General features: G+C 36.1%; 21 protein-coding genes. 19 read left to right on the top strand and 2 right to left on the bottom strand.

Annotated elements, in window-relative coordinates:
- The first annotated feature begins 3 nt into the window (after positions 1-3).
- Positions 4-483: a pantetheine-phosphate adenylyltransferase gene (gene coaD / locus DLJ74_RS11185; RefSeq protein ID WP_109984501.1), complete on the top strand. Its 480-nt coding sequence runs from the start codon at positions 4-6 to the stop codon at positions 481-483.
- On the opposite strand, the gene ylbJ is transcribed toward coaD, so the two are convergent.
- Entirely contained in the window at positions 480-1,658 is a 1,179-nt protein-coding gene (gene ylbJ / locus DLJ74_RS11180; protein WP_109984500.1) for a sporulation integral membrane protein YlbJ, read from the bottom strand. The two genes, coaD and ylbJ, sit on opposite strands and share 4 nt — an antisense overlap.
- Positions 1,659-1,839: 181 nt before the next feature.
- Here ylbJ and DLJ74_RS11175 point away from each other — a divergent pair, with 181 nt between their 5' ends.
- On the top strand, positions 1,840-2,859 hold the full coding sequence (locus DLJ74_RS11175) for a SepM family pheromone-processing serine protease (protein ID WP_109984499.1): 1,020 nt from the start codon (positions 1,840-1,842) through the stop codon (positions 2,857-2,859).
- Between the two features lie 15 nt (positions 2,860-2,874).
- Here the strand turns inward: DLJ74_RS11175 and DLJ74_RS11170 are convergent, their stop codons facing one another.
- Positions 2,875-4,080: a nucleotidyltransferase gene (locus DLJ74_RS11170; protein WP_054787606.1), complete on the bottom strand. Its 1,206-nt coding sequence runs from the start codon at positions 4,078-4,080 to the stop codon at positions 2,875-2,877.
- Between the two features lie 252 nt (positions 4,081-4,332).
- Here DLJ74_RS11170 and DLJ74_RS11165 point away from each other — a divergent pair, with 252 nt between their 5' ends.
- The 17 genes from DLJ74_RS11165 (at position 4,333) to DLJ74_RS11085 (ending at position 21,672) form a co-directional block, all read left to right on the top strand.
- Positions 4,333-4,869 (top strand): YceD family protein, encoded by a 537-nt coding sequence (locus DLJ74_RS11165; protein WP_342767743.1) that lies wholly within the window; start codon positions 4,333-4,335, stop codon positions 4,867-4,869.
- A gap of 31 nt (positions 4,870-4,900) precedes the next feature.
- Complete coding sequence (gene rpmF / locus DLJ74_RS11160) at positions 4,901-5,074, top strand: 50S ribosomal protein L32 (RefSeq protein ID WP_054859554.1); 174 nt, start codon at positions 4,901-4,903, stop codon at positions 5,072-5,074.
- A 120-nt stretch (positions 5,075-5,194) separates the two neighbouring features.
- The gene (locus DLJ74_RS11155; protein WP_109984498.1) at positions 5,195-5,659 is read left to right on the top strand and encodes an RsfA family transcriptional regulator; all 465 of its coding nucleotides are present in this window, start codon (positions 5,195-5,197) and stop codon (positions 5,657-5,659) included.
- 277 nt (positions 5,660-5,936) lie between these two features.
- Positions 5,937-7,559 (top strand): bacillithiol biosynthesis cysteine-adding enzyme BshC, encoded by a 1,623-nt coding sequence (gene bshC, locus DLJ74_RS11150; protein ID WP_109984497.1) that lies wholly within the window; start codon positions 5,937-5,939, stop codon positions 7,557-7,559.
- A gap of 161 nt (positions 7,560-7,720) precedes the next feature.
- Complete coding sequence (gene mraZ / locus DLJ74_RS11145) at positions 7,721-8,152, top strand: division/cell wall cluster transcriptional repressor MraZ (protein ID WP_109984496.1); 432 nt, start codon at positions 7,721-7,723, stop codon at positions 8,150-8,152.
- 20 nt (positions 8,153-8,172) lie between these two features.
- On the top strand, positions 8,173-9,108 hold the full coding sequence (gene rsmH, locus DLJ74_RS11140) for a 16S rRNA (cytosine(1402)-N(4))-methyltransferase RsmH (protein WP_109984495.1): 936 nt from the start codon (positions 8,173-8,175) through the stop codon (positions 9,106-9,108).
- Between the two features lie 38 nt (positions 9,109-9,146).
- A complete protein-coding gene (gene ftsL, locus DLJ74_RS11135) occupies positions 9,147-9,533 on the top strand; it encodes a cell division protein FtsL (RefSeq protein WP_109984494.1) in 387 nt (128 codons plus the stop codon).
- 11 nt (positions 9,534-9,544) lie between these two features.
- Complete coding sequence (locus DLJ74_RS11130; RefSeq protein WP_109984493.1) at positions 9,545-11,719, top strand: penicillin-binding protein; 2,175 nt, start codon at positions 9,545-9,547, stop codon at positions 11,717-11,719.
- An 84-nt stretch (positions 11,720-11,803) separates the two neighbouring features.
- Positions 11,804-13,726 carry a stage V sporulation protein D gene (locus DLJ74_RS11125; RefSeq protein ID WP_109984492.1) on the top strand — a complete coding sequence of 641 codons (1,923 nt, stop codon included), beginning with the start codon at positions 11,804-11,806 and terminating at the stop codon, positions 13,724-13,726.
- An 88-nt stretch (positions 13,727-13,814) separates the two neighbouring features.
- Positions 13,815-15,287, top strand: a complete 1,473-nt coding sequence (locus tag DLJ74_RS11120; RefSeq protein ID WP_425454581.1) for a UDP-N-acetylmuramoyl-L-alanyl-D-glutamate--2,6-diaminopimelate ligase — start codon at positions 13,815-13,817, stop codon at positions 15,285-15,287.
- Between the two features lie 112 nt (positions 15,288-15,399).
- Positions 15,400-16,383 carry a phospho-N-acetylmuramoyl-pentapeptide-transferase gene (gene mraY, locus DLJ74_RS11115; RefSeq protein ID WP_109984490.1) on the top strand — a complete coding sequence of 328 codons (984 nt, stop codon included), beginning with the start codon at positions 15,400-15,402 and terminating at the stop codon, positions 16,381-16,383.
- Positions 16,380-17,726 (top strand): UDP-N-acetylmuramoyl-L-alanine--D-glutamate ligase, encoded by a 1,347-nt coding sequence (gene murD, locus DLJ74_RS11110; protein ID WP_109984489.1) that lies wholly within the window; start codon positions 16,380-16,382, stop codon positions 17,724-17,726. Before mraY ends, murD begins: the two co-directional genes overlap by 4 nt.
- Positions 17,727-17,809: 83 nt before the next feature.
- The gene (gene spoVE / locus DLJ74_RS11105; protein ID WP_109984488.1) at positions 17,810-18,919 is read left to right on the top strand and encodes a stage V sporulation protein E; all 1,110 of its coding nucleotides are present in this window, start codon (positions 17,810-17,812) and stop codon (positions 18,917-18,919) included.
- Positions 18,920-19,119: 200 nt separating this feature from the next.
- Positions 19,120-19,914 (top strand): cell division protein FtsQ/DivIB, encoded by a 795-nt coding sequence (locus DLJ74_RS11100; RefSeq protein ID WP_109984487.1) that lies wholly within the window; start codon positions 19,120-19,122, stop codon positions 19,912-19,914.
- On the top strand, positions 19,904-20,590 hold the full coding sequence (locus DLJ74_RS11095; protein ID WP_054787604.1) for a DUF881 domain-containing protein: 687 nt from the start codon (positions 19,904-19,906) through the stop codon (positions 20,588-20,590). The genes DLJ74_RS11100 and DLJ74_RS11095 overlap by 11 nt, the downstream gene beginning before the upstream one ends.
- Entirely contained in the window at positions 20,590-21,324 is a 735-nt protein-coding gene (locus DLJ74_RS11090; protein ID WP_109984486.1) for a DUF881 domain-containing protein, read from the top strand. Before DLJ74_RS11095 ends, DLJ74_RS11090 begins: the two co-directional genes overlap by 1 nt.
- Positions 21,325-21,672 carry a small basic family protein gene (locus DLJ74_RS11085; RefSeq protein ID WP_109984485.1) on the top strand — a complete coding sequence of 116 codons (348 nt, stop codon included), beginning with the start codon at positions 21,325-21,327 and terminating at the stop codon, positions 21,670-21,672.
- Positions 21,673-21,719 lie beyond the last annotated feature (47 nt).

The raw sequence follows: 21,719 nt of genomic DNA, 5'->3' as shown, positions 1-21,719 counted from the left end.
CATATGACTAAACTAGCTATTTATCCAGGAAGTTTTGATCCAATTACGAATGGTCATTTAGACATTATACAACGAGGTGCAAAGATTTTTGATCAAGTAATCGTAACAGTTTTTAATAATCAATCGAAAACCCCTCTATTTACTGTAGAGGAAAGAGTGGAGTTATTGAAACAGTCAACTGTCCACCTCGAGAACGTTTCAACAGATTCCTGTGCAGGACTGGTAATGGATTATGCCAAAAGTAAGAACGCTCAAGCTGTACTAAGAGGGTTACGTGCCGTTTCCGATTTCGAGTATGAAATGCAAATAACCTCAATGAACAGAAAATTAAACGAAGAAATTGAAACATTTTTTATGATGACTAATAATCAATATTCTTTTCTTAGTTCAAGTATGGTAAAGGAAGTAGCTAAGTATCATGCAGATGTCTCTGATCTTGTTCCACCCCCAGTTGATAAAGCATTGAAGGCTAAATTTAGCTAGTTTTTTTGTTGAAACATAAGGAAGAAATATATAACCAATGCCATTAGTGTAAGTGGAATACCAGTAGCTTGTAGTAAATCAAGTGAACTTTCTAAATAGTTAACTCCTTGTTGGGAGAATGTATGGATCGCACTTTTTTGTTGATAAATTGGTTGAAATAATACGATGACTACTATACAAGAAATTAATCCATGAATGAGTCGTGCAAAGAAATAGGGGCGAAAACGAATATCCGTTTCAGCAAGAATACTTGCTACTTGTGCCTGCACAGACATCCCATTAAAGGCTAAAATAAAAGACATCACAATTGCCTTCATTAACATACTGGATTTTTCGACAAGTGCAATCTCATGAGCTCCTAAGGTGATTTCAAACAACCCTGAGAGGACAGGAATCGCTAGTTCTTTTGGAAGATCAGCAAAGTTGAGAATAACTCCGATAAAATGAGAGAAAAATAGTGCAAGCTTTACTTCCTGGATAATATTAATGAGAACAGAGAATAGAATAATGAAACCACCAATTAATAGTAATGTTTGAATGGAATGAATAACTGCATCACCTAGTATTTTTCCAAATGGGCGTTTATCTTTCATTCGCGTTTGATGGAGTTTTTGGAAGGCACGTTTAATCGAAAACGGCTCTCTTATGTAGTGTTCCCTTTCATTTTTCTTATAAAATCTCATACAGATACCTACAAAGAAATTACTGATGTAATGGGTTAATGCTAAGAGTATACCTAGCTGTTGATCATGAAAAAAACCGATTGCTACAGCACCAATAATAAATAATGGATTAGATGAATTAGTGAAGCTAACTAGTCTCTCTGCTTCAATTTGGGATAGTTGTCCTTCTTGACGTAATCTTGCTGTGAATTTAGCACCTGACGGGTAACCACTTGCCATACCCATCACCCAAACAAAGCCACCAACACCTGGTACATTAAATAATGGTCGCATGAACGGTTCACATAGTACACCGATAAAATGTACGACACCAAATGCTATAAATAATTCAGCAACAATAAAAAACGGGAGTAATGAGGGAAAAACAACACCTGCCCACATTTCTAAACCTCGTTTGCTAGCACTTAACACAGTCTGCGGAAAATAAATAACGGATGCTGCAATAAATATAATAAAAGAAGCATAAATAATAGAGATGATTTTTTGCTTCAAATTGCTTCCTCCTTATTTCGACAATATTCTGTACGTAAAATGGAATAAGTAGTAAAATGAGCATGGATTGTATCCGGCTAATTTTAGGACAACCATCATTCAAGATATATGATTCTCGATAGAAATATATACTTTTATATTGATGGAGATAATGGAAGTTAAAAAAAGAAAGAGGGATTTCATGCAGGGAAAGACGCTTAGATTTACTGGTTATATCGTAGCCTTAGTAGCAATTTTTTTATTTTTCAGCTATCAGTTACCGTTTTATATACATAAACCTGGAAGTGCGGACGCTTTGAATCCAGTTGTTCAAGTAACAGATGGATATAAAAGTGAAGGGGATATGCATCTTGTGACAATTCAAGGAGGGCAAGCTACTCCTTTTCAATACTTATTAGCTAAAGTGAGAGACTATCATGAAATTCTGCCAATTGAGGAAGTGTTGCCAGAAGGGATGTCTAATGATAGTTATCATCAGCTACAATTAATGATGATGGAAAGCTCCCAAGAAGCGGCTACCGTAGTTGCTTATCAAGCAGCAAATCGTGAGATCGATATTGAATATGAGGGAGTGTATGTCGTATCCGTGTTAGAAGGAATGCCTGCTGAAAAAATATTAAAGCCAGGAGATAAGATCATAGAAATCGATCATGATCAAATCCAAGAAGCGGATGACCTTATCCAAGCTGTTACTAGTAAACAACCTGGGGATACTATACAGTTAAAAATTCAACGAGATGGAAAAGAATTTAACGAGAATATAGAATTAGTAAAAATGGAAGAGCTAGATGGAAAACCGGGAATTGGAATTCAGTTAGTCACTAATCGAGAAGTCACAGAAAAACCAGCAGTCAACTTCTCAAGTGGAGATATAGGAGGTCCAAGTGCTGGATTAATGTTTTCTTTGGAAATCTATGATCAGTTAACAGAGGAGGACATGACACATGGCTTCCAAATCGCAGGAACAGGTGAGATTGATTATGATGGCAATGTTGGGAGAATTGGCGGAATTGACAAAAAGGTGGTAGCAGCCGATCGTGCCAATAGCGATATTTTCTTTGCACCAAATGAAAATGGCAGAGATAACTCCAATTATCAAGTGGCAAAAAAAGTTGCAGAAGAGATAGGTACAGATATGAAAGTTGTTCCAGTTGATCACTTCAAGGATGCAGTAGAATATTTAGAAAATCTCTCCAATTGATATTTTTACACAAGATTACAGCCGATAAGGAGGCATGTAATCTTGTGCTATTTGTTCTTGTTGGCTTTGTATTGGCAATATGCTGTAATAAGCGGCTGCTAATCGCTCATCAAGCAAATGATTAGGATATGGCTTCTTTATACTCGTGTAAACAGATGCCGAGATTTGCTTTTTATTTTGATTTAAATATTGCTGTCCTACAGAAGACATGGCTAATATACGAATTGGCTCCATTTCGGTATGGATCTTTGCAATAATCTCTTGTTTTGTGGTATTGGTAAGTATATGTGTACAAACCCGTTGAAGACTTGTCCAAGTATAACGCTTCGTTTTTATTGCTTTCATAAAGCTCTCAAATGATATAGCTTCCTTCGCTGCATTTATTAATCGATGCTCGAGACCTTCCACCACACCATGAATTCCGCTTATTTCGTCAGCCGTCATTGTTAGAATTCGATATCTTAACAACGGGAAGTATTTTTCCCAATCATGCCAATAGCTATGATCTTTTTTATATTCTAATAAAATCCTTCTTGTTGTATTAGGAATGGTAGTTTTTAATATTTTGTCAGGGAGCTTCTCTTTTAACAATTCGTTACGAATACTTGTTGCACTAGCAATTGGCTCCGAAATCACTTGATCATGGTAGTCGTTTTGGATCCTTTGAATGGTAAGTGGTGTAATAGAGCGATCAATTTCGTTAATGCTGTGTACATATTGAAACCCGAGTATATTATTTGGTTTCGCAATATCAACAGGGAGATCTTTTCCACCAATCCGATAGAAGGCCTTTTCGTGAGCCTTAGGATAAGAATTTCCTTCTGTTAAGGCTTGTTTGAAATAGGTTATATAAGTATCTTGATGGTTGCTCAGAAGCCCTAGTATTTGGTTAAATCCTGCAATGTCACCATGCTCGCTACCAAAACAAACAGAGTGGACTTTTAGTGCACTTAGTAACGTAATAGCTCCTTTTGCAAATAATTCACTATGCTGAACTGCATAATAGTATGGCAATTCGACAACAAGGTCAATCCCTTGTTCAACAGCTATCTTTGCTCTCGAGAATTTGTCGATAATAGCAGGCTCACCCCGTTGCAGAAAATTTCCACTCATGACTGCAATCGTACAATCTGCATTGGATATTTCCTTCGCCTTTCGCGCATGATAAAGATGACCATTATGAAAAGGATTGTATTCTACAATCAAACCACAAGCCTTCATGATAACCTCCCTAAACTTTTGCAATAACCACTCAATATTGTTAAAGTGGAATATATAGGAATTAAGATAATTCTTGTCGATAGTATATCATAGAGGGAAGTCTGTTGGAAAAACTTTTTACCGCCAAGCATCGAGGTGGTGGCCCTTTACGCCCTCTATTCGGGTACGTGAATTTTTTAGATTCCTGTTGTGTAAAGAAAAAACATTGACAAATTAGTAATTTCCTTTTAAAATATTTCTTGTTGCCTTGAGGTGATTCATATCAAAATTTATTTACAAAAATTAAAGCAATCCCATGGTGAACCAATGGAGTTTGAAGAAGTTGTGAATATTTCAGATATCGTTCAATTAGATAATGATATTAGAGAAATAACCCCTGTAAAAGTGAAAGGTTTTGCTAAATTAGACGGCACAGAAGTAATGTGTGATTTTACGATCAAAGGTGAGATGATTTTACCATGTGCTAGAACTTTAGTGGATGTGCCATATGATTTTTCTATTCATGTTATTGAAAATTTTTCAACTTCCCCTTATCAGCAAGATGATGAGGTACATGTGATTGACTCAGAGGTGCTTGACTTAGTACCATACATCAAGGAAAATGTATTATTAGAAACACCTTTTCGGGTTTTTGCTAGCAGAGATGAGCTGGAAGCAAATACGATAGAAGAAGGTGACGGCTGGACACTGATTACAGAAGAGGAACAAACGAAAAAGGTGGATCCTCGGTTGGAGAAGTTAAAAGCCTTATTAGATGACAACAGTAAAGATGAAGATAGTAAAGGATAGTTCCTTGCTTTGCTTAAAGGAGGTGTAATGCATGGCAGTACCTAAGCGCAGAACTTCAAAAAAAGTTAAAAACCAACGACGTACTCATAAAAAATTATTCGTACCTGGTATGGTTGAATGTTCTAACTGTGGTGAACTAACAAAGCCACACCATGTATGCAAATCTTGTGGACATTATGATGGAAAACAAGTTGTAGAACAATAATAATTCCTAAAATAGTGTGTGTAACTTTATAAGTTGCTCACACTATTTTTTTATCGATTCGAGTCTATCTCTTCTATTAATTGCATACATTGATAGCAGAAATATAGAGGAGGTGGATGAATGCAAGGACATCGTCAGGATGCGTGGACAAAGGATGAGGACATATTACTAGCAGAAACTGTTTTACGCTATATAAGAGAGGGGAAAACACAATTAGAGGCATTTAAGAAGGTAGGTAATATGTTATCAAGGACATCTGCAGCTTGTGGCTTTCGATGGAATGCTACATTGAGGAAGCATTATGAGGAAGCGATCCAACTAGCTAAGAGTAACCGTAAAAAGCTTTCCATGTCTGAAGAACCATTTTTTGATAAGGCAGAAACTGATTTACCGAATATTTCCGCATTAATTCATTCATTAGAAAAATTATCTTCCTATTATCAAAAAAGTGACATTACCGAAAAGCTTACATTGCTAAAGAAGGAAAATGATCTCTTGAAGGAACAATTAGAAGAATGTAATCAAGTGTTTCAAGAGATTGAAGCCATTATGGACAAATGGAGAAAAAAAGGGAAAAATCATTGATTAATAGAAGGCAATGAGTGGGAAGCTTAATTTTCATTCAGAAAAGTATAAATGATAGCAAGTGAAGAATTACAATGTAGCAGAATATTCTTGAGAAAATATGTAATGGTATGCGTTAAGTAGGGAACTTCATCTGATTATTGGATGAGGTTCTTATTCCTTTATCGAATTTTAAAACCCTATTCTAAAACAAAATGTGTGCGTTTAGAGAATGGATTATGTAAAATACTAATGAATTACTACAGTTTATAATGATAATAAAAGGAGCCTGTTATCGATGCATATCGAACCAATTAGACTCAATTCTAATAATAAATTCCTCCAAGACTACAAGAAACAGTCTGATGAATTGATGAAATATTTTGATTATTTACCATATGATAAGGATGTATATACACAACGTGTCCAAGATTTGAAAGAAAGAACGTTCGATAGAGATGGTTTAGCTAATGTGTTAAAAACGCTTAATAAAAGGTGGAATGGATCTAATGCTACCTTTCAAAATATCGAAATGTTGAAAAATGAAGAAAGTGTTGTCGTTATAGGGGGGCAACAAGCGGGACTATTATCAGGCCCACTTTACACAATACATAAAATTATCTCAATCATTCAGTTCGCTAAAGAACAAGAGCAAAAATTGAATATACCGGTTATTCCCGTCTTTTGGATTGCGGGAGAAGATCACGATTATGATGAAGTGAATCATGTTTTTTTAGCAGATCACCTTAAATGGAACAAAGTTGTTTTAGACAATCAAGGCTCTGAAAAAGCTTCGGTTTCTCATCGAAACTGGAACAAACAAGAAGCCCAACGTTGGCTCGATGAGGTGTTCCACTTTCTTGATGAGACTGCTTATACGAAGGATTTATATGCAAGACTAGTATCGTTTTTAGAAAAATCTGTCACGCTTGTAGACTTTTTTGCGAATTTCATTCATGATTTATTTAAAGATTCGGGAATTGTGTTGATTGATTCTGGTGATGCTTTAGTTAGAAAGCTAGAGTCTCGTTATTTTCAAGAACTTATTCAACAACAGTCTCCTATAAGTGAAGGGGTTTATACTGCTTTAAACCAGCTTAGACAAAAAGGCTATCCAATCTCTGTTGATGTTGAAGCGAATGATGGGCATCTATTCTTTCACAACCAAAATGAACGGATTTTATTAAAACGGGAAAACCAAGATTGGGTAGGCAAAAATTATGAATATCAGTTGTCAGAAGCTGAAATTTTGGAAATTGCGCACTCTAATCCAGAGAAGCTAAGCAATAATGTTGTAACAAGACCTATTATGCAGGAAAAGCTCTTTCCTACATTAGCATTTCTAGGCGGACCAAGTGAGGTGGCTTATTGGTCTATTCTGAAGCCAGCTTTCCATTCAGTGGCAATAAAAATGCCTCCCGTTTTACCACGTGTATCGATCACATTTATGGAACGAAAAGTACAAAAGCTATTAAATAAATATGGCATATCTGCCTCTAGCGCGATAGAGTACGGTATCTCTAAGGAAAAACAAAATTGGATAGCCCAACAAGCAAACCCTCCCGTTTCCTTATTAGGAGAGCAATTAAAATCTGTCATAGCTGAGGCGCACCAACCAATTAGGAGTTATGCTAAAACTGTTCAAGATGATTTAGGAATGTATGCAGAAAAGAATTTACAATATCTGTTTGATCATGTTGACCAATTGACCCATCGAATAGAAAAGCAAATTGCAGGTAAGTATGAGATTAATCTTAAAGAGTATGATTATATTCAATTACATGTACGTCCACAAAATGGCTTACAAGAACGAATATGGAATATTATTTATTTTCTAAATCATTATGGAGATTCGATCATATCTGAACTAACGACGAATCAGATCAAAGTAAATGACCAGCATTATATTGTGTATATATAGGTATTCAATAAAAAATAGAGCTAGCCTTTGCTAGCTCTATTTTTTATTGCTCAAAAGTGGATTTTACGACTATAAAAAATTGGAAGGACAATTTTTGAAATAATAGTGGTACAAAGTGGGGGATTGTGGTACGATAAGGTAAGAAGGTGGGGTGGCCTAACATGTTCATGGGGGAATATCAACATAACATTGATAATAAAGGTAGAATTATCGTTCCTTCCAAGTTCCGAGATAACCTTGGGGAACAATTTGTGATTACTCGTGGACTGGATCAATGTTTATTTGCCTATCCAATGGACGAATGGCGCCTGCTTGAAGAGAAATTAAAAAAACTACCCCTCACCAAAAAAGATGCAAGGGCCTTTACGCGCTTCTTCTTCTCAGGGGCAGTGGAATGCGAGATTGATAAACAGGGCAGAATAAATATTCCTGCACCTTTAAGAAAATACGCACAAATTGAAAAAGAATGTTCTGTTATTGGGGTTTCCAATCGTGTAGAATTCTGGTCTGCATCGAAATGGAATGAATTTGTTGACGAATCAGAAGAGTCGTTCGCGGAAATAGCAGAAAACATGTTGGATTTCGAAATGTAAAGCAAGAAAGAGGTGACCTTTTGTTTGAACATTATACCGTGCTAAAAAAGGAAACAGTGAATAGCTTACATATTAAACCTGATGGAACATACGTCGATTGTACATTAGGTGGCGGTGGACATTCAGAATATTTATTACAACAGCTGAATGAAAAAGGGAAATTGATCGCCTTTGATCAAGATCAACAGGCAATAGCTGCTGCAAAGGAAAGGCTCCAACCTTTTGTAAATCAAATTTCTTTTGTGAAACGTAATTTTAGATTTTTGGAGGAGGAGTTATCCAAATTAGCTATACCAAATGTAGATGGGATATTATTTGATCTAGGTGTTTCCTCCCCGCAACTGGATCAGGAAGAGAGAGGCTTCAGTTATCAGCACAATGCCCCATTAGATATGAGAATGGATAGAGAGCATGGATTAGATGCATATACCGTTGTAAACGAATGGAGCTATGAAGAACTTGTTTCTATTTTCTTCCGATACGGTGAGGAGAAATTCTCAAAGCAAATAGCAAGGAAAATAGAAGCAAAAAGACAAGAAAAACCAATCGAGACTACATATGAATTAGTGGATATTATTAAAGAAGCAATACCAGCACCTGCAAGAAGAAAAGGCGGTCACCCTGCCAAACGTATCTTTCAAGCTATTCGAATTGCTGTGAATGATGAACTTACTGCCTTTCATGAAGCTATCGAACAAGCTGGCAGGCTATTAAAAGTAAACGGAAGAATATCGGTCATTACATTTCATTCTCTTGAAGATCGTATCTGCAAACAAATTTTCAAAAAGTGGAGTAAGGCACCAGATCTTCCAAAAAATTTACCTATAATACCAGAGGAACATCAGCCTTCTTTTCGATTAGTGACTAGAAAGCCAATTATAGCTTCAGATGAAGAATTGACAGAAAACAGAAGATCTAGATCAGCAAAGCTTAGGGTTATAGAAAAAATAAAGTAGTTGAATTCGAAACTATTTAGGAGAAGGGTGGAACAAAAATGAGCACACAACATGCAAGAAATTTTCAAAATCACGAAACTTGGAAAGAGCATCAACAGACGAAGCAACCCAATATTGTACGCAAAAGAGTAGCCGTTCAGAAGCGATGGATTACTCGTGGGGAAAAGTTTTTGTACTCTTTATTTGCTTTCGGATTATTACTAGGACTTGCCTACATGGTTTATTTTAGCTCACACATCGATCAATTAAACCGTAACATCCAAACAATGAATACGGAGATAAGTCAACAAACTTCTTTAAATCAAAATTTATCTTATGAAGTAAAGGAATTAAGTCAACCAGATCGCATCATTGCTAATGCCAAAAAACACGGCCTGGAAATTCAAAATGCTAAAGTGAAGCAAGCAAGTGAAGTAGCAGAATAGGTGAAAAGAATATGAAAAAAAAGAGTACAGAAATAATGCCTCTTCTTTGGATATGTCTATTTTCTATTGCCTTTTTGATTATTGTAGGGAGATTTGTGTATATCCAAGCAACTGGTGAAGTGAACGGAGTAGATATTAAGAAATTAGCTGCTGAGAAGAGAACAAATGAATATACAATTCCTGCTAAAAGAGGGACGATTTATGATCGAAAAGGAATGGCTTTAGCACAGGAGCATATTGTCTATCGTTTGTATGCAGTCTTGGATGAGAAGTATACTACAAATGAAGACGAGCCAAGACATGTCATAGATATCCAGACTACTGCTGCGAAGTTAGCTCCACATCTTGATTTGGAAGCTAGCGAAATTGCTAAAATCTTAAAAAATGGAAAAGAAGATGATAGGTTTCAGGTTGAATTTGGTTCCAATTCTAGGGAGTTAAATCAAGAACAAAAAGATGATATAGCAGCACTAGATCTACCTGGAATATATTTTATGGAGGAACCGATTCGCTTCTATCCAAATGGAACCTTCGCGTCCCATACCATTGGGTTAACAGACAAACAAGATAATAATATTATCGGGATTAGTGGAGTAGAAGGGTCCATGGATGAATATTTAACAGGGGAAAGTGGAAGTATTTCTTACCAAAGAGATAAATTCAACGTGAAACTTCTTAACCCAAATGAGATTATTAATAAAGCAGATGATGGAGACAATGTTTACTTAACTTTGGATCAAAAAATTCAAACATTACTAGAGGACTCCTTAACAGAAGTAGTAAAAGAATATAATCCTGAACGAGTGACAGCAATTGTTATGGACCCAAAAACAGGTGAGGTCTTGGCAATGGGGAATCGACCGAGCTTTAATCCAAATAATCTAGGCGATGTCCAAAATTGGTACAATGACGCTATAGCCAATCCATTTGAGCCTGGTTCAACAATGAAAATATTCACCTTGGCTTCAGCTATTGAGGAAGGTGTTTGGAATCCAGATGAGAAATTTAAGTCAGGAAAATACAAAGGTGGAGAAAATATTACTGCGATTCGTGATCATAACTGGACTGGGTGGGGAAATATCTCCTATTTAGAGGGGATTCAGCGATCCTCTAACGTAGCTGCTGCTAAATTAGCCTATGAAAAAATCGGATCTGAAAAGTTTTTACATTACTTAAAGGCATTTGGATTTGGAGAAAAAACTGGAATTGACCTTCCTGGGGAAGTTTCCGGGAGCATTCTGTATAACTATCCGATAGAACAAATAACGACAGCATTTGGACAAGGGACAACCACAACCCCTATACAACTAATGCAGGCTGCTACTGCGGTTGCTAATAATGGAAAAATGTTAAAACCGTACATTATTAAAGAAATAAAGGATGCGGAATCAGGTGAAACGATTTCGAAAGGTGTAAGCGAGGTCGTCGGACAGCCTATTTCAAGCGAGACAGCAAAAAAGACATTGAAAATTTTAGAAACAGTCGTTACTTCAAAAGTAGGTACAGGTTATAATCGATACAACTTGGATGGATATACTGTCGCAGGAAAGACAGGAACAGCACAAATCCCTGATCCTGAAACAGGTAGATATTTAACGGGAAGAGAAAACTATGTATTTTCCTTCTTAGGTATGGCTCCTGCTGATAATCCAGAACTTATGATGTATGTTTCTGTAAAGCAACCAGAGCTAGAGGATGATGAACCAGATTCTGCACCATCTTCCTTTATATTTAGAAATGTAATGGAAAATAGTTTGCGGTACTTAAATATTGACGCAGATAAAGAAAAAACAGATCCTGTTAATGTAATAGAAGTGCCCGAATGGAAAAATAAGTCAACAAGTGAGCTGACGGAAAGTCTTGACTCCCTTGGTGCAACCTATGAGGTAATTGGAGACGGGAACAAAATCATGGATGTAAGTGTTAATGCTGGTGAACAAATTACACCAATTCAAAAAATATTTATTGTTACAGATCAACCTAAAATACCAGATCTTACAGGTTGGTCAAGAAGAGAAGTTTTAGTACTTCGTGATATGTTAGGATTTAATTTAGATTGGTCCGGTGAGGGCTATGTCGTGAAACAAAGTATAGCTAAAGGGAAACCTATTACGAGTCAAGATACTTTAACGATAGAATTATCGGGGCCAAAAAAAGAAAGTAGTAATAAAGAAGAAGAAAGCTAATTGAGAATGATCACAGTGTTCTATTCATTTTGATTCACACATATATTGGGACAAAAAGTTTCTTTTTGCTAAAGGAGATTTGCTATGAAGCGTATTACCAATATGGTGGTTCAAAAGCGAATTGTCACTGTGTTTCTTTTTGCGATTATCGTCTTATTAATCATCCTATTTCGCCTAGGATTCGTGCAGTTTATTTGGTCCGATTTTCTTATCGGACAAGCAGAGGAGCTATGGAGCAGAGATATTGTCTTTGAGCCAGAAAGAGGGCAAATTCTAGATACGAATAAGGAAGTGTTAGCAGAAAACGTTTCTGCGCCCACAGTAATGGTTGTGCCTCGGCAAGTAACGGAACCAGAAAAAACGGCAAGAGAGCTTGCTAAAGTGTTAGATATGGATTATGAATCTGCATTGGATTATGTTACTAAAATGGAGAGAATCGTAAAAATTCCGGAAGGTAGAAAAATATCCGAGGAAAAAGCTGTCGCAGTACAATCACTTAACTTAGAGGGTGTCTATATAGCCGAAGATTCCATAAGACACTACCCTAATGGTGATTATTTATCACACGTCTTAGGTTTTAGTGGGATAGACAATCAGGGATTAACAGGATTAGAGCTATTCTATGATGATCAGCTAAGTGGTAAAGAAGGTAGCTTGTCATTTTATAGTGATGCAAAGGGGATGCGTTTGCCTCAAATGGCTGATAAGTATACACCTCCTGAGGATGGGGCTCACCTACAGCTAACAATCGATGACCGTGTTCAAACTATCATAGAAAGAGAATTAGATATTGCTGTTGAAAAATTTAATCCTGATAGCGCCATTGCAATTGCCGTCAATCCGAATGATGGAAGTGTGTTGGGTATGTCATCAAGACCCTCATTTGATCCAGCAAACTATCAAGAAATCGATCCAGAGGTGTACAACCGTAATTTACCGATATGGAGTACTTATGAACCGGGATCTACCTTTAAAATTATAACACTTGCAGCGGCGTTGGAAGAACAAAAGGTAGATCTATTAAAGGATACGTATAACGATGATGGGAGTATTGAGGTTGGTGGAACTCACTTGCATTGCTGGAAAAGTGGCGGGCATGGTCATCAAACCTTTTTGGAGGTTGTCCAAAACTCATGTAACCCTGGATTTATCGTTCTCGGACAAAAATTAGGCAAAGAGAAGCTATTCTCCTACATTGAAGATTTTGGATTTGGTAGTAAGACAGGTATTGATTTACAGGGAGAAGCAAGTGGGATCCTATTTGATCTGGAAAATGTAGGACCAGTAGAATTAGCGACAACTTCCTTTGGGCAAGGAGTATCCGTCACTCCTATTCAGCAGGTTATGGCCGTTTCGGCTGCGGTTAATGGAGGTTATTTATATGAGCCATACGTTGCAAAGGCATTGTTAGATCCAGTAACGGGGGAAGTTCTCGACGAAAATGAACCAATATTAAAAAGAAGAGTAATCTCCACTGAGACTTCCAAGGAAGTTCGTAATGCCTTAGAACATGTTGTAGCGTTAGGAACTGGTAGAAATGCTTATGTTGAAGGGTACCGAGTTGGAGGGAAAACTGGTACTGCTCAAAAAGTAGGGGAAAACGGACAGTATATGGAGAATAATTATGTTGTATCCTTTATAGGGTTTGCCCCAGCGAATGATCCAGAAATTGTAGTATATGTTGCCATTGATAATCCTAAAGGAGCCGTTCAGTTTGGTGGAGTGGTGGCTGCACCAATAGTTGGAACGATAATTGATGACAGCTTACGAGCATTAGATGTTCCAAAGCAAAAGAATGGAGTCGAGAAAAAATACCAATGGCCAGAAAATCCAAAGATTGAAGTACCTGAGTTAATTGGTATGAAAAAGTCAGAGCTTCCAGAATATATGATATCTCTTCAAATTGAAACTTTAGGGGAAGGAGACTATATTATTGATCAAGCACCAAATGCAGGAGAAAAGGTAGAGGAAGGTAGTAAAATACGTATAGTGCTTGGGGATAAATAGTTACAAAGATTTATCGATATGTGACAGAAGTTTTGGTATAATATTATAGTTGTGGATAAAGGAATAGAAAGTAAGGTGACAAATGATGATCAATGTAACTGCATTACTTAAAAATGTACCTAATTATACATGCAATCATAATATCGATGAAATAATGATAACAAGTGTGGAGAAGGACAATCGTGAGGTAAAGAAAGGTTCACTATTTGTTTGTATAAAAGGCTTTACGGTTGATGGACATGATTTTGCTCAATCAGCAGTAGAAAATGGAGCTACTGTAATTGTAGCAGAAAAAGAACTAGACGTGGACATACCTGTAGTTAGAGTATCAAATACGGATCTGGTTTTACCAATACTTGCCAATGCTTTTTTTCAACACCCTACACAAAGGTTGAAATTAATCGGGGTTACTGGCACGAATGGAAAAACCTCTGTTACACATTTAATTGATGAAATATGTAAAAAAAATCAGCAACAAACGGGTATTATTGGAACAATAGAGATGCGAATTAACGATCAAGTTTACCCAGTGAAGAATACAACACCTGATGCACTATTTTTACAAAAAAGCTTTCATCAAATGGTTACAGAAAAGGTAGATACGGCTATCATGGAAGTATCCTCACATGCTTTAGACCAAGGTAGAGTGCACGGTTCAGAATTTGATATAGCAGTATTTACAAACCTAACGCAAGATCATCTGGATTACCATCCAACGATGAATCATTATTTATTCGCAAAGAGCTTATTATTTGCTCAATTAGGCAATCACTATGAGGTAGATAAAAACAAATATGCCATTATCAACATGGATGATAAAAATAGTGAATTTATTATCAAAGCAACAGCACAGCCAGTTGTAACATATGGTATTGAGATGCAAGCTGACTTTAGGGCTGAAAATATCGTACTTCGAGCAAATGGTGTCAGCTTTGACATGAAAACACCTGAAGGTATCGTTAAAATAAATAGTAAGCTAATGGGATTATTTAGTGTCTACAATATGCTAGCTGCCTCAGCAGCTGCTTTTTACAGTGGGGTACCATTACCACTAATTCAAGAGGTATTAGCAGAAACAAATGGAGTAAATGGAAGATTTCAACCAATTGAGAATGATTTAGGTATTGGTGTCATTGTTGATTATGCTCATACTCCAGACTCTTTGCAAAATGTTTTAACAACCATAAAATCATTCAGTAAAGCGAAGATCTATGTTGTGGTAGGCTGTGGTGGCGACAGGGATAGAACAAAACGACCAATAATGGCTTCTGTTGCATGTCAATTAGCAGATCAAGCTATTTTTACGTCAGATAATCCTCGTTCGGAGGATCCACTAGCGATTATTAAAGATATGGAAAAAGGATTAAATGCTGACAATTATCAAGTGGTTGTTGATCGAGAGGAAGCAATAAAAGAAGCAATACACTCTGCTAATGAAGGTGATGTCATTCTCATAGCTGGTAAGGGACATGAAACATATCAAATTATCGGTGAAGAGGTATTAGATTTTGATGATGCAGAAATAGCACAGCGTATTTTGACAAATCTTACACGTGGTTAACTTCCTCGATTAATTAGTAATTTAGTTGGGAACATCCTAAAGGGTTTCATTATTCATGAACAGGAATGATGATGCTTTTGTAGGGTATGTAAGTGGATTGGAGAGAACATAGATGAGTGAATATACTTTTTTAATTACAATAGCTATAGCATTTTTGATTACAGTCTTACTATCCCCTATTTTTATCCCTTTTTTAAAGAGATTAAAATTCGGACAGAGCATTCGAGAGGAAGGTCCTAAATCACACCAAAAGAAATCGGGAACACCGACAATGGGTGGATTAATGATTATTCTTAGTATTGCAATTACAAGTATAATCGTAACCTTAAAGGTAAATAGTGGTTGGAACTTCGAGATTAGCCTTTTACTTTTAGTGCTATTAGGGTTTGGTCTATTAGGTTTTCTGGATGATTTTATTAAAGTGGTTATGAAACGAAATTTAGGTCTTAACTCTAAGCAAAAGCTATTAGGGCAAATTATCATTTCGATCATTTTTTATGTGGTGTTAAAACAACAAGATTTTCCGACAAATATTTCTATTCCAGGAACAGAATTAAATATTGAACTAGGTTGGTTTTATGCTGTTTTCATTATTATTATGTTAGTGGGTTCCTCTAATGCCGTCAATTTAACAGATGGGTTAGATGGTTTACTTGCAGGTACAGCGGCAATAGCTTTCGGAGCTTTTGCCATTTTAGCATGGTATGGTACACCAAATCTTACGGTTACCTTGTTTGCTCTAAGTGCAGTGGGCGCATTGCTAGGATTTCTTGTGTTTAATGCCCATCCAGCTAAAGTATTTATGGGAGACACTGGATCATTAGCACTTGGTGGAGTTATTGCAGCAATTGCAATTCTGCTAAAACTGGAAGTCCTTCTTGTCATCATAGGTGGTGTATTCGTTATTGAAACATTATCTGTTATCATTCAAGTCATTTCTTTTAAAACAACTGGTAAGCGTGTGTTTCGAATGAGCCCATTACATCATCATTATGAATTAAAAGGCTGGACTGAATGGAGAGTTGTTACAACATTTTGGGCAGTTGGAATTCTATTTGCTATATTAGGTATTTATATTGAGGTGTTGACATCATGAGAAAACTAAAAAAGTTCCCTTATCAAAGTGTGCTCGTACTAGGATTAGCTAAAAGTGGTACTGCTGTTGCAAAACTACTAAATAGAAATGGCATAAAGACGATAGTAAATGATTTAAAGGCAGTAGAATCTGATGCCCATGTTCAAGAACTACAAAATCTAGGTATGGAAATCATCTTAGGAGAGCATCCTCTCTCCTTATTAGATGGTATTGACGTAATTATAAAAAACCCAGGAATACCATATGAGAACCCCCTAGTTCGTCAAGCTACGGAACAAGGACTACCTGTTCTTACAGAAATTGAATTACTCTATTATTTTGAACTGGATTCATTAGTTGGAATTACGGGATCGAATGGAAAAACGACGACTACGACCCTGATTTACGAGATGTATAAACAAGATCGTCGTAAAGTAGAGGTTGCTGGTAATATTGGACTGGTAGCATCAGAGGTAGCAGAAACCATAGAGGACGGTGCAGCATTAGTTGTAGAGCTTTCATCCTTTCAATTGTTAGGAACTCAATGTTTTAAACCTAGTATTTCAGTTGTGCTAAATCTTTTCGAAGCACATCTAGATTATCATCATACGCTAGATCATTATATGGAGGCAAAGTCGAACATTTTTAAAAACCAATCAACAGGTGATTTTCTTGTATACAATGCCGACGACCAACTGGTAGAATTAATGGTTCAACAGGCAGAGACTAACTTAGTTCCGTTCAGTACGAATGAGCAATTAGATAATGGTACATATAGTGATGGGATAGCACTTTATTATAAAAATGAAAAAATAATAGAGATTGAGAAAATAGCATTGGTTGGTGAGCATAATATTGAAAATATCTTGGCAGCAATAGCAGTGGCAAAGCTGGAAGGTATCTCTAATGAGGCAATAAAATCTGTACTTACTACCTTTACTGGAGTATCGCATCGATTGCAATTTGTAGACAATATCGAAGGTAGACTTTTTTACAATGATTCTAAAGCAACGAACATCCTTGCAACCTCCAAAGCATTACAGTCTTTTCAACAGCCTACAATATTGTTAGCAGGTGGATTAGACAGAGGGAACGAGTTTGATGATTTGACACCCTATTTAAAAAATGTAAAAAGTTTCGTCCTTTTTGGAGAAACAGCACCAAAATTAAAAGCACTTGCTGAGAAAATTGGTCTGGAAAGTATTGTAACTGTAAATAATATGGAAGAAGCCGTTAAGGAAGCGTTCAAGCTTTCAGAAGAAGGAGATGTTATTCTATTATCACCAGCCTGTGCTAGCTGGGATCAATACAAAACATTTGAAGAGAGAGGAAACATGTTTGTAGAGTCTGTGCATAAATTATAGTAGGGGCATGTCTACTATAATTAAGCTTCATTGACTTTCAATCAACATAGCCCCAAGATCTATAATGATTTGGGGGTTTTTTTATGCAAAATACTGTCCAAGCAAATAAACAGTCAAGTGATCGTTTTCTTATTATTGTCATTTTAGCCATTTTAGCGATAGGAGTTCTTATGGTATACAGTGCTTCCTCCATTTGGGCGGAGTATAAATTTAACGACTCTTTTTACTTTTTAAAAAGACAATTACTGTTTGCGGGTATTGGCGTTATTTTTATGTTTATTGTCTCTAACATTCCTTATTTTCAATGGGTCAAGTATCGCAAATTGATCTTTATTGGATGTATCCTTCTTCTTATTGCAGTATTGATCCCTGGTATTGGGATGGTTAGAGGTGGAGCTAGAAGCTGGATAGGAATAGGTGCTTTTAGTATCCAGCCTGCTGAATTTATGAAACTAGGTATGATTTTGTTTTTAAGTGGTTATCTTGTTCATCACCAGAATACTTTAACACAATTTAGAAAAGGCTTTATTCCACCCCTTACGATGATCATTCTTTTGTTTTTATTAATTATGCTTCAGCCTGATTTAGGAACAGGTATGGTTTTTGTACTTACGAGCTTTTTATTATTGTTTGTTGCAGGAGCACGTATATTCCACTTTGTATTTTTAGCTGGCTTTGGTTTGATCGGATTTTTACTTCTAATCATTTCTGCACCGTATCGTATTAACCGAATTACTGCCTTTTTAGACCCCTGGCAGGACCCATTAGGAAATGGTTTCCAAATTATTCAATCACTCTATGCAATTGGTCCTGGTGGGTTATTTGGAGTTGGTTTTGGGAATAGTCTTCAAAAGTATTTCTATTTACCTGAACCTCATAATGATTTTATATTTGCTATTGTAGCTGAGGAGTTAGGGTTTATTGGTGGAATGTTTGTCATCTCATTATTCTTTTTATTTATTTGGAGAGGAATTTTAGTAGCTATACATGCTCCAGATCTATTTGCAAGACTGTTAGCTATTGGAATAGTTGGAATGATAGCCATTCAAGTTATGATCAATATTAGTGTTGTAATTGGTTTAATCCCAGTAACAGGAATTACTCTGCCATTTTTAAGCTATGGCGGATCTTCCTTGACACTTACCTTATGCTCAGTAGGAATATTAATTAATATTAGCAAGTATAGGAAATAAAGCGAAAAAAGCATTTGTCAACATTCTTGACAAATGCTTTTTTGATGGTTTTCACTACCTTGAGAGAATGTTTTGAAAAAAATACTATTTGATTAATTTGGATGCTTTCATGTGTACGAGGATGTGTTATAATTTTTGTGATAGCTATAATTGTTAAATACCATTCTATTAAAAAGAATGATAAAAAAGGAAGTTCAAAAATGGAAGAGAAAAGGGTAGTTTCGATTGAGGATCGTATTCCGAAACTGAAGCAAGAGCGTAGAAAAAAAGCAAATCGAAAATTAATTATTTACATAGTAATATTTTTCATTCTAATATTGGTGGGTATTTACTTACAGTCTCCATTGAGTAATATAAGTAAAATTGAAGTAGAGGGTGAGCAATTTCTAACAGAGGACGAAATTATTGAAACAAGTAAATTAGATCTTGATACCAATTTCTGGGGCACACAATCGAATAAAGTAGAAGAAGCATTACGTGATCATTCTCAAATAAAAGAAGCAGAGGTTTCAAAAAAGTTACCGGGCACGATTAAAATTGAAGTGACTGAATTAACACATATAGGCTATATGACAGTTGAACAAGTGATGTATCCTGTACTGGAGGATGGAACTATTCTGGAGCAAGTAAATAAAGAAGTGATTGATGGCAGCGTCCCTATGATTTTTCAGTTTAAAGATGCGAACAATCTTCAAAGCTTAGCTAATGAATTGAGTAAGCTGCCGAGGTATATTAGAACACTTATTTCAGAAATACATAGTGAACCATCTGATACTAATCCATATATTATAAGGTTATATATGAATGATGGCTACGAAGTAGAAACAACGGCAAGAGACTTTGCATCAAACTTGAAAACCTATCCTTCTATCGTTAGTCAATTAGAAGGCGACAAGAAAGGGGTCATTAAGATAGATGATGGAGGTGCCGTCTTTACTCCATATGATGTGAATGAAGAGGAACAAAAATTGTTGGAGGAAAAAGATGAAGAGTAGGAAGCTTATTTTTGCTTTTGTTTTCTTTGTACTTGGATTTTTGTTAACATTTAGTTATCAGTATACTAAATCCAAAAATGAAGTAACGCAACTAAGTGAAAAAGATTGGGAGCAGGATTATTACTATCGACAACAATTAATCGAATTAGAGGATAAAAATAAGCAACTAAGAAACGAGCTTGCTAATATCCGACAAGAAATACAGACACAAGAGCAGGAATTGGCTAATGAAGCGGATGTTTTAAAGGATCTAGTTGACCAGAAGCTTAATCTACAAAAGCTTGTAGGTGAGCTTTCTGTTTCAGGTGATGGGGTAGCAGTTACGTTAAGTGATTCAAGTTATATACCAGAAGAAGAGCATGCCAATCAATACATTGTGCATGACCGGCACATTCATCAGGTTGTGAACGAACTGTATAGTGCAGGTGCAAAGGCCATTGCGATAAATGGACAAAGAATCTATCGTCACAGCTCTATCTCTTGTGTTGGACCAGTAATCTCTATTGATGGAAACAACTTCCCAGCACCATTTGTCATAACAGCAATTGGAGATCAGCACACCTTAGAGGTGAGTTTAAATCTTCAGAACGGTGTAGTGGATAATCTTGTGCAAGATAATGTAGAGGTGAAACTTGAAAAAAAATCAAATATTGAGATGCTAGCAAGGGAAACGTGATGAAAATGAATCGCTTGAAAAATAAAGAAAAACTATGGATTAGTTTTATCTGTCTAATCATTGGTTTTATGATTGCCATCCTATTTGTTACTAATCAACAAACAGATCAGAGGGATACTCGAGATCTTTGGGAAATTCGTACAAGTATTAAAGAAGAACAGGAATCACAAGAAGCACTTTACAATGAAATTGCTACAGCTGAAAAGGTTCTTCAAGAATATAATGGGCAATCAGAAAATCAACAAATTTCCTCACTGAAAGAATCCATTGGTGATTTAAAGGAAAATGCTGGTTTGACTGAAAAGAAGGGACAAGGTATAACCATCAGCTTAAAACCTCTTTTTAGTAATAAGGAAAATAATCTTGAATACCCACAACTCAATGCAGAGTTACTACAGCTTTTAGTTAACGAACTCAATGATTATGGAGCGACTGATATTGCGTTAGGAAATGAGCGAATCATCAATATTTCCCCAATACGTGATGTCAATAATAATGTGTATGTAAATGGAAGCTCAATCGGAGATTTGCCGACAACTATCTATGTCCTAACAAGTGATAGCAATAATTTAATGGATCATATGGAAGTTAGTGAGCTCAGAGATTATTTTGCCTTAGAAGATATACGATTAGAAATTAAAAAAGTAACCGAACTTGTATTACCAGCATATGACGCTCCTATTAATTTAGATGGGCTTAAGGTTTTGGATTCCATTGAAGAAGGTGAAGAATAGATGTGGCTGCCTGCATTGTTTTTAGTTTTGGGATTAATTCTAGGGTTTTTGACAAATATAACGATTCCTGATATATATGCCAATTATTTATCCATTGCTGTATTAGCCGCACTAGATACTCTATTCGGGGGTATAAGAGCACAACTTGAAGATAAATTCGATCAAAAGGTGTTTATAACAGGCTTCTTCTTCAATGTCTCACTTGCTGCATTCTTAGCATTCCTAGGAGTTCAGCTTGGAATTGACTTATATCTTGCTGCCATTTTTGCATTTGGTGTGAGATTGTTTCAGAACTTGGCAATAATTAGAAGATTACTATTGGAAAAGTACCGATTTATAAAAAAATAACGGTTTTTTGTCAAAAAGTGTAGAATTATCTTGGAGAATTCAATTTT

Origin of the sequence: Gracilibacillus dipsosauri, assembly GCF_003176895.1 — a bacterium.
Taxonomy (GTDB): Bacteria; Bacillota; Bacilli; order Bacillales; family Amphibacillaceae; genus Gracilibacillus; species Gracilibacillus dipsosauri.
Note: the sequence above shows the minus strand (reverse complement) of the source record. Positions and strands in the feature narration are given on the sequence as shown.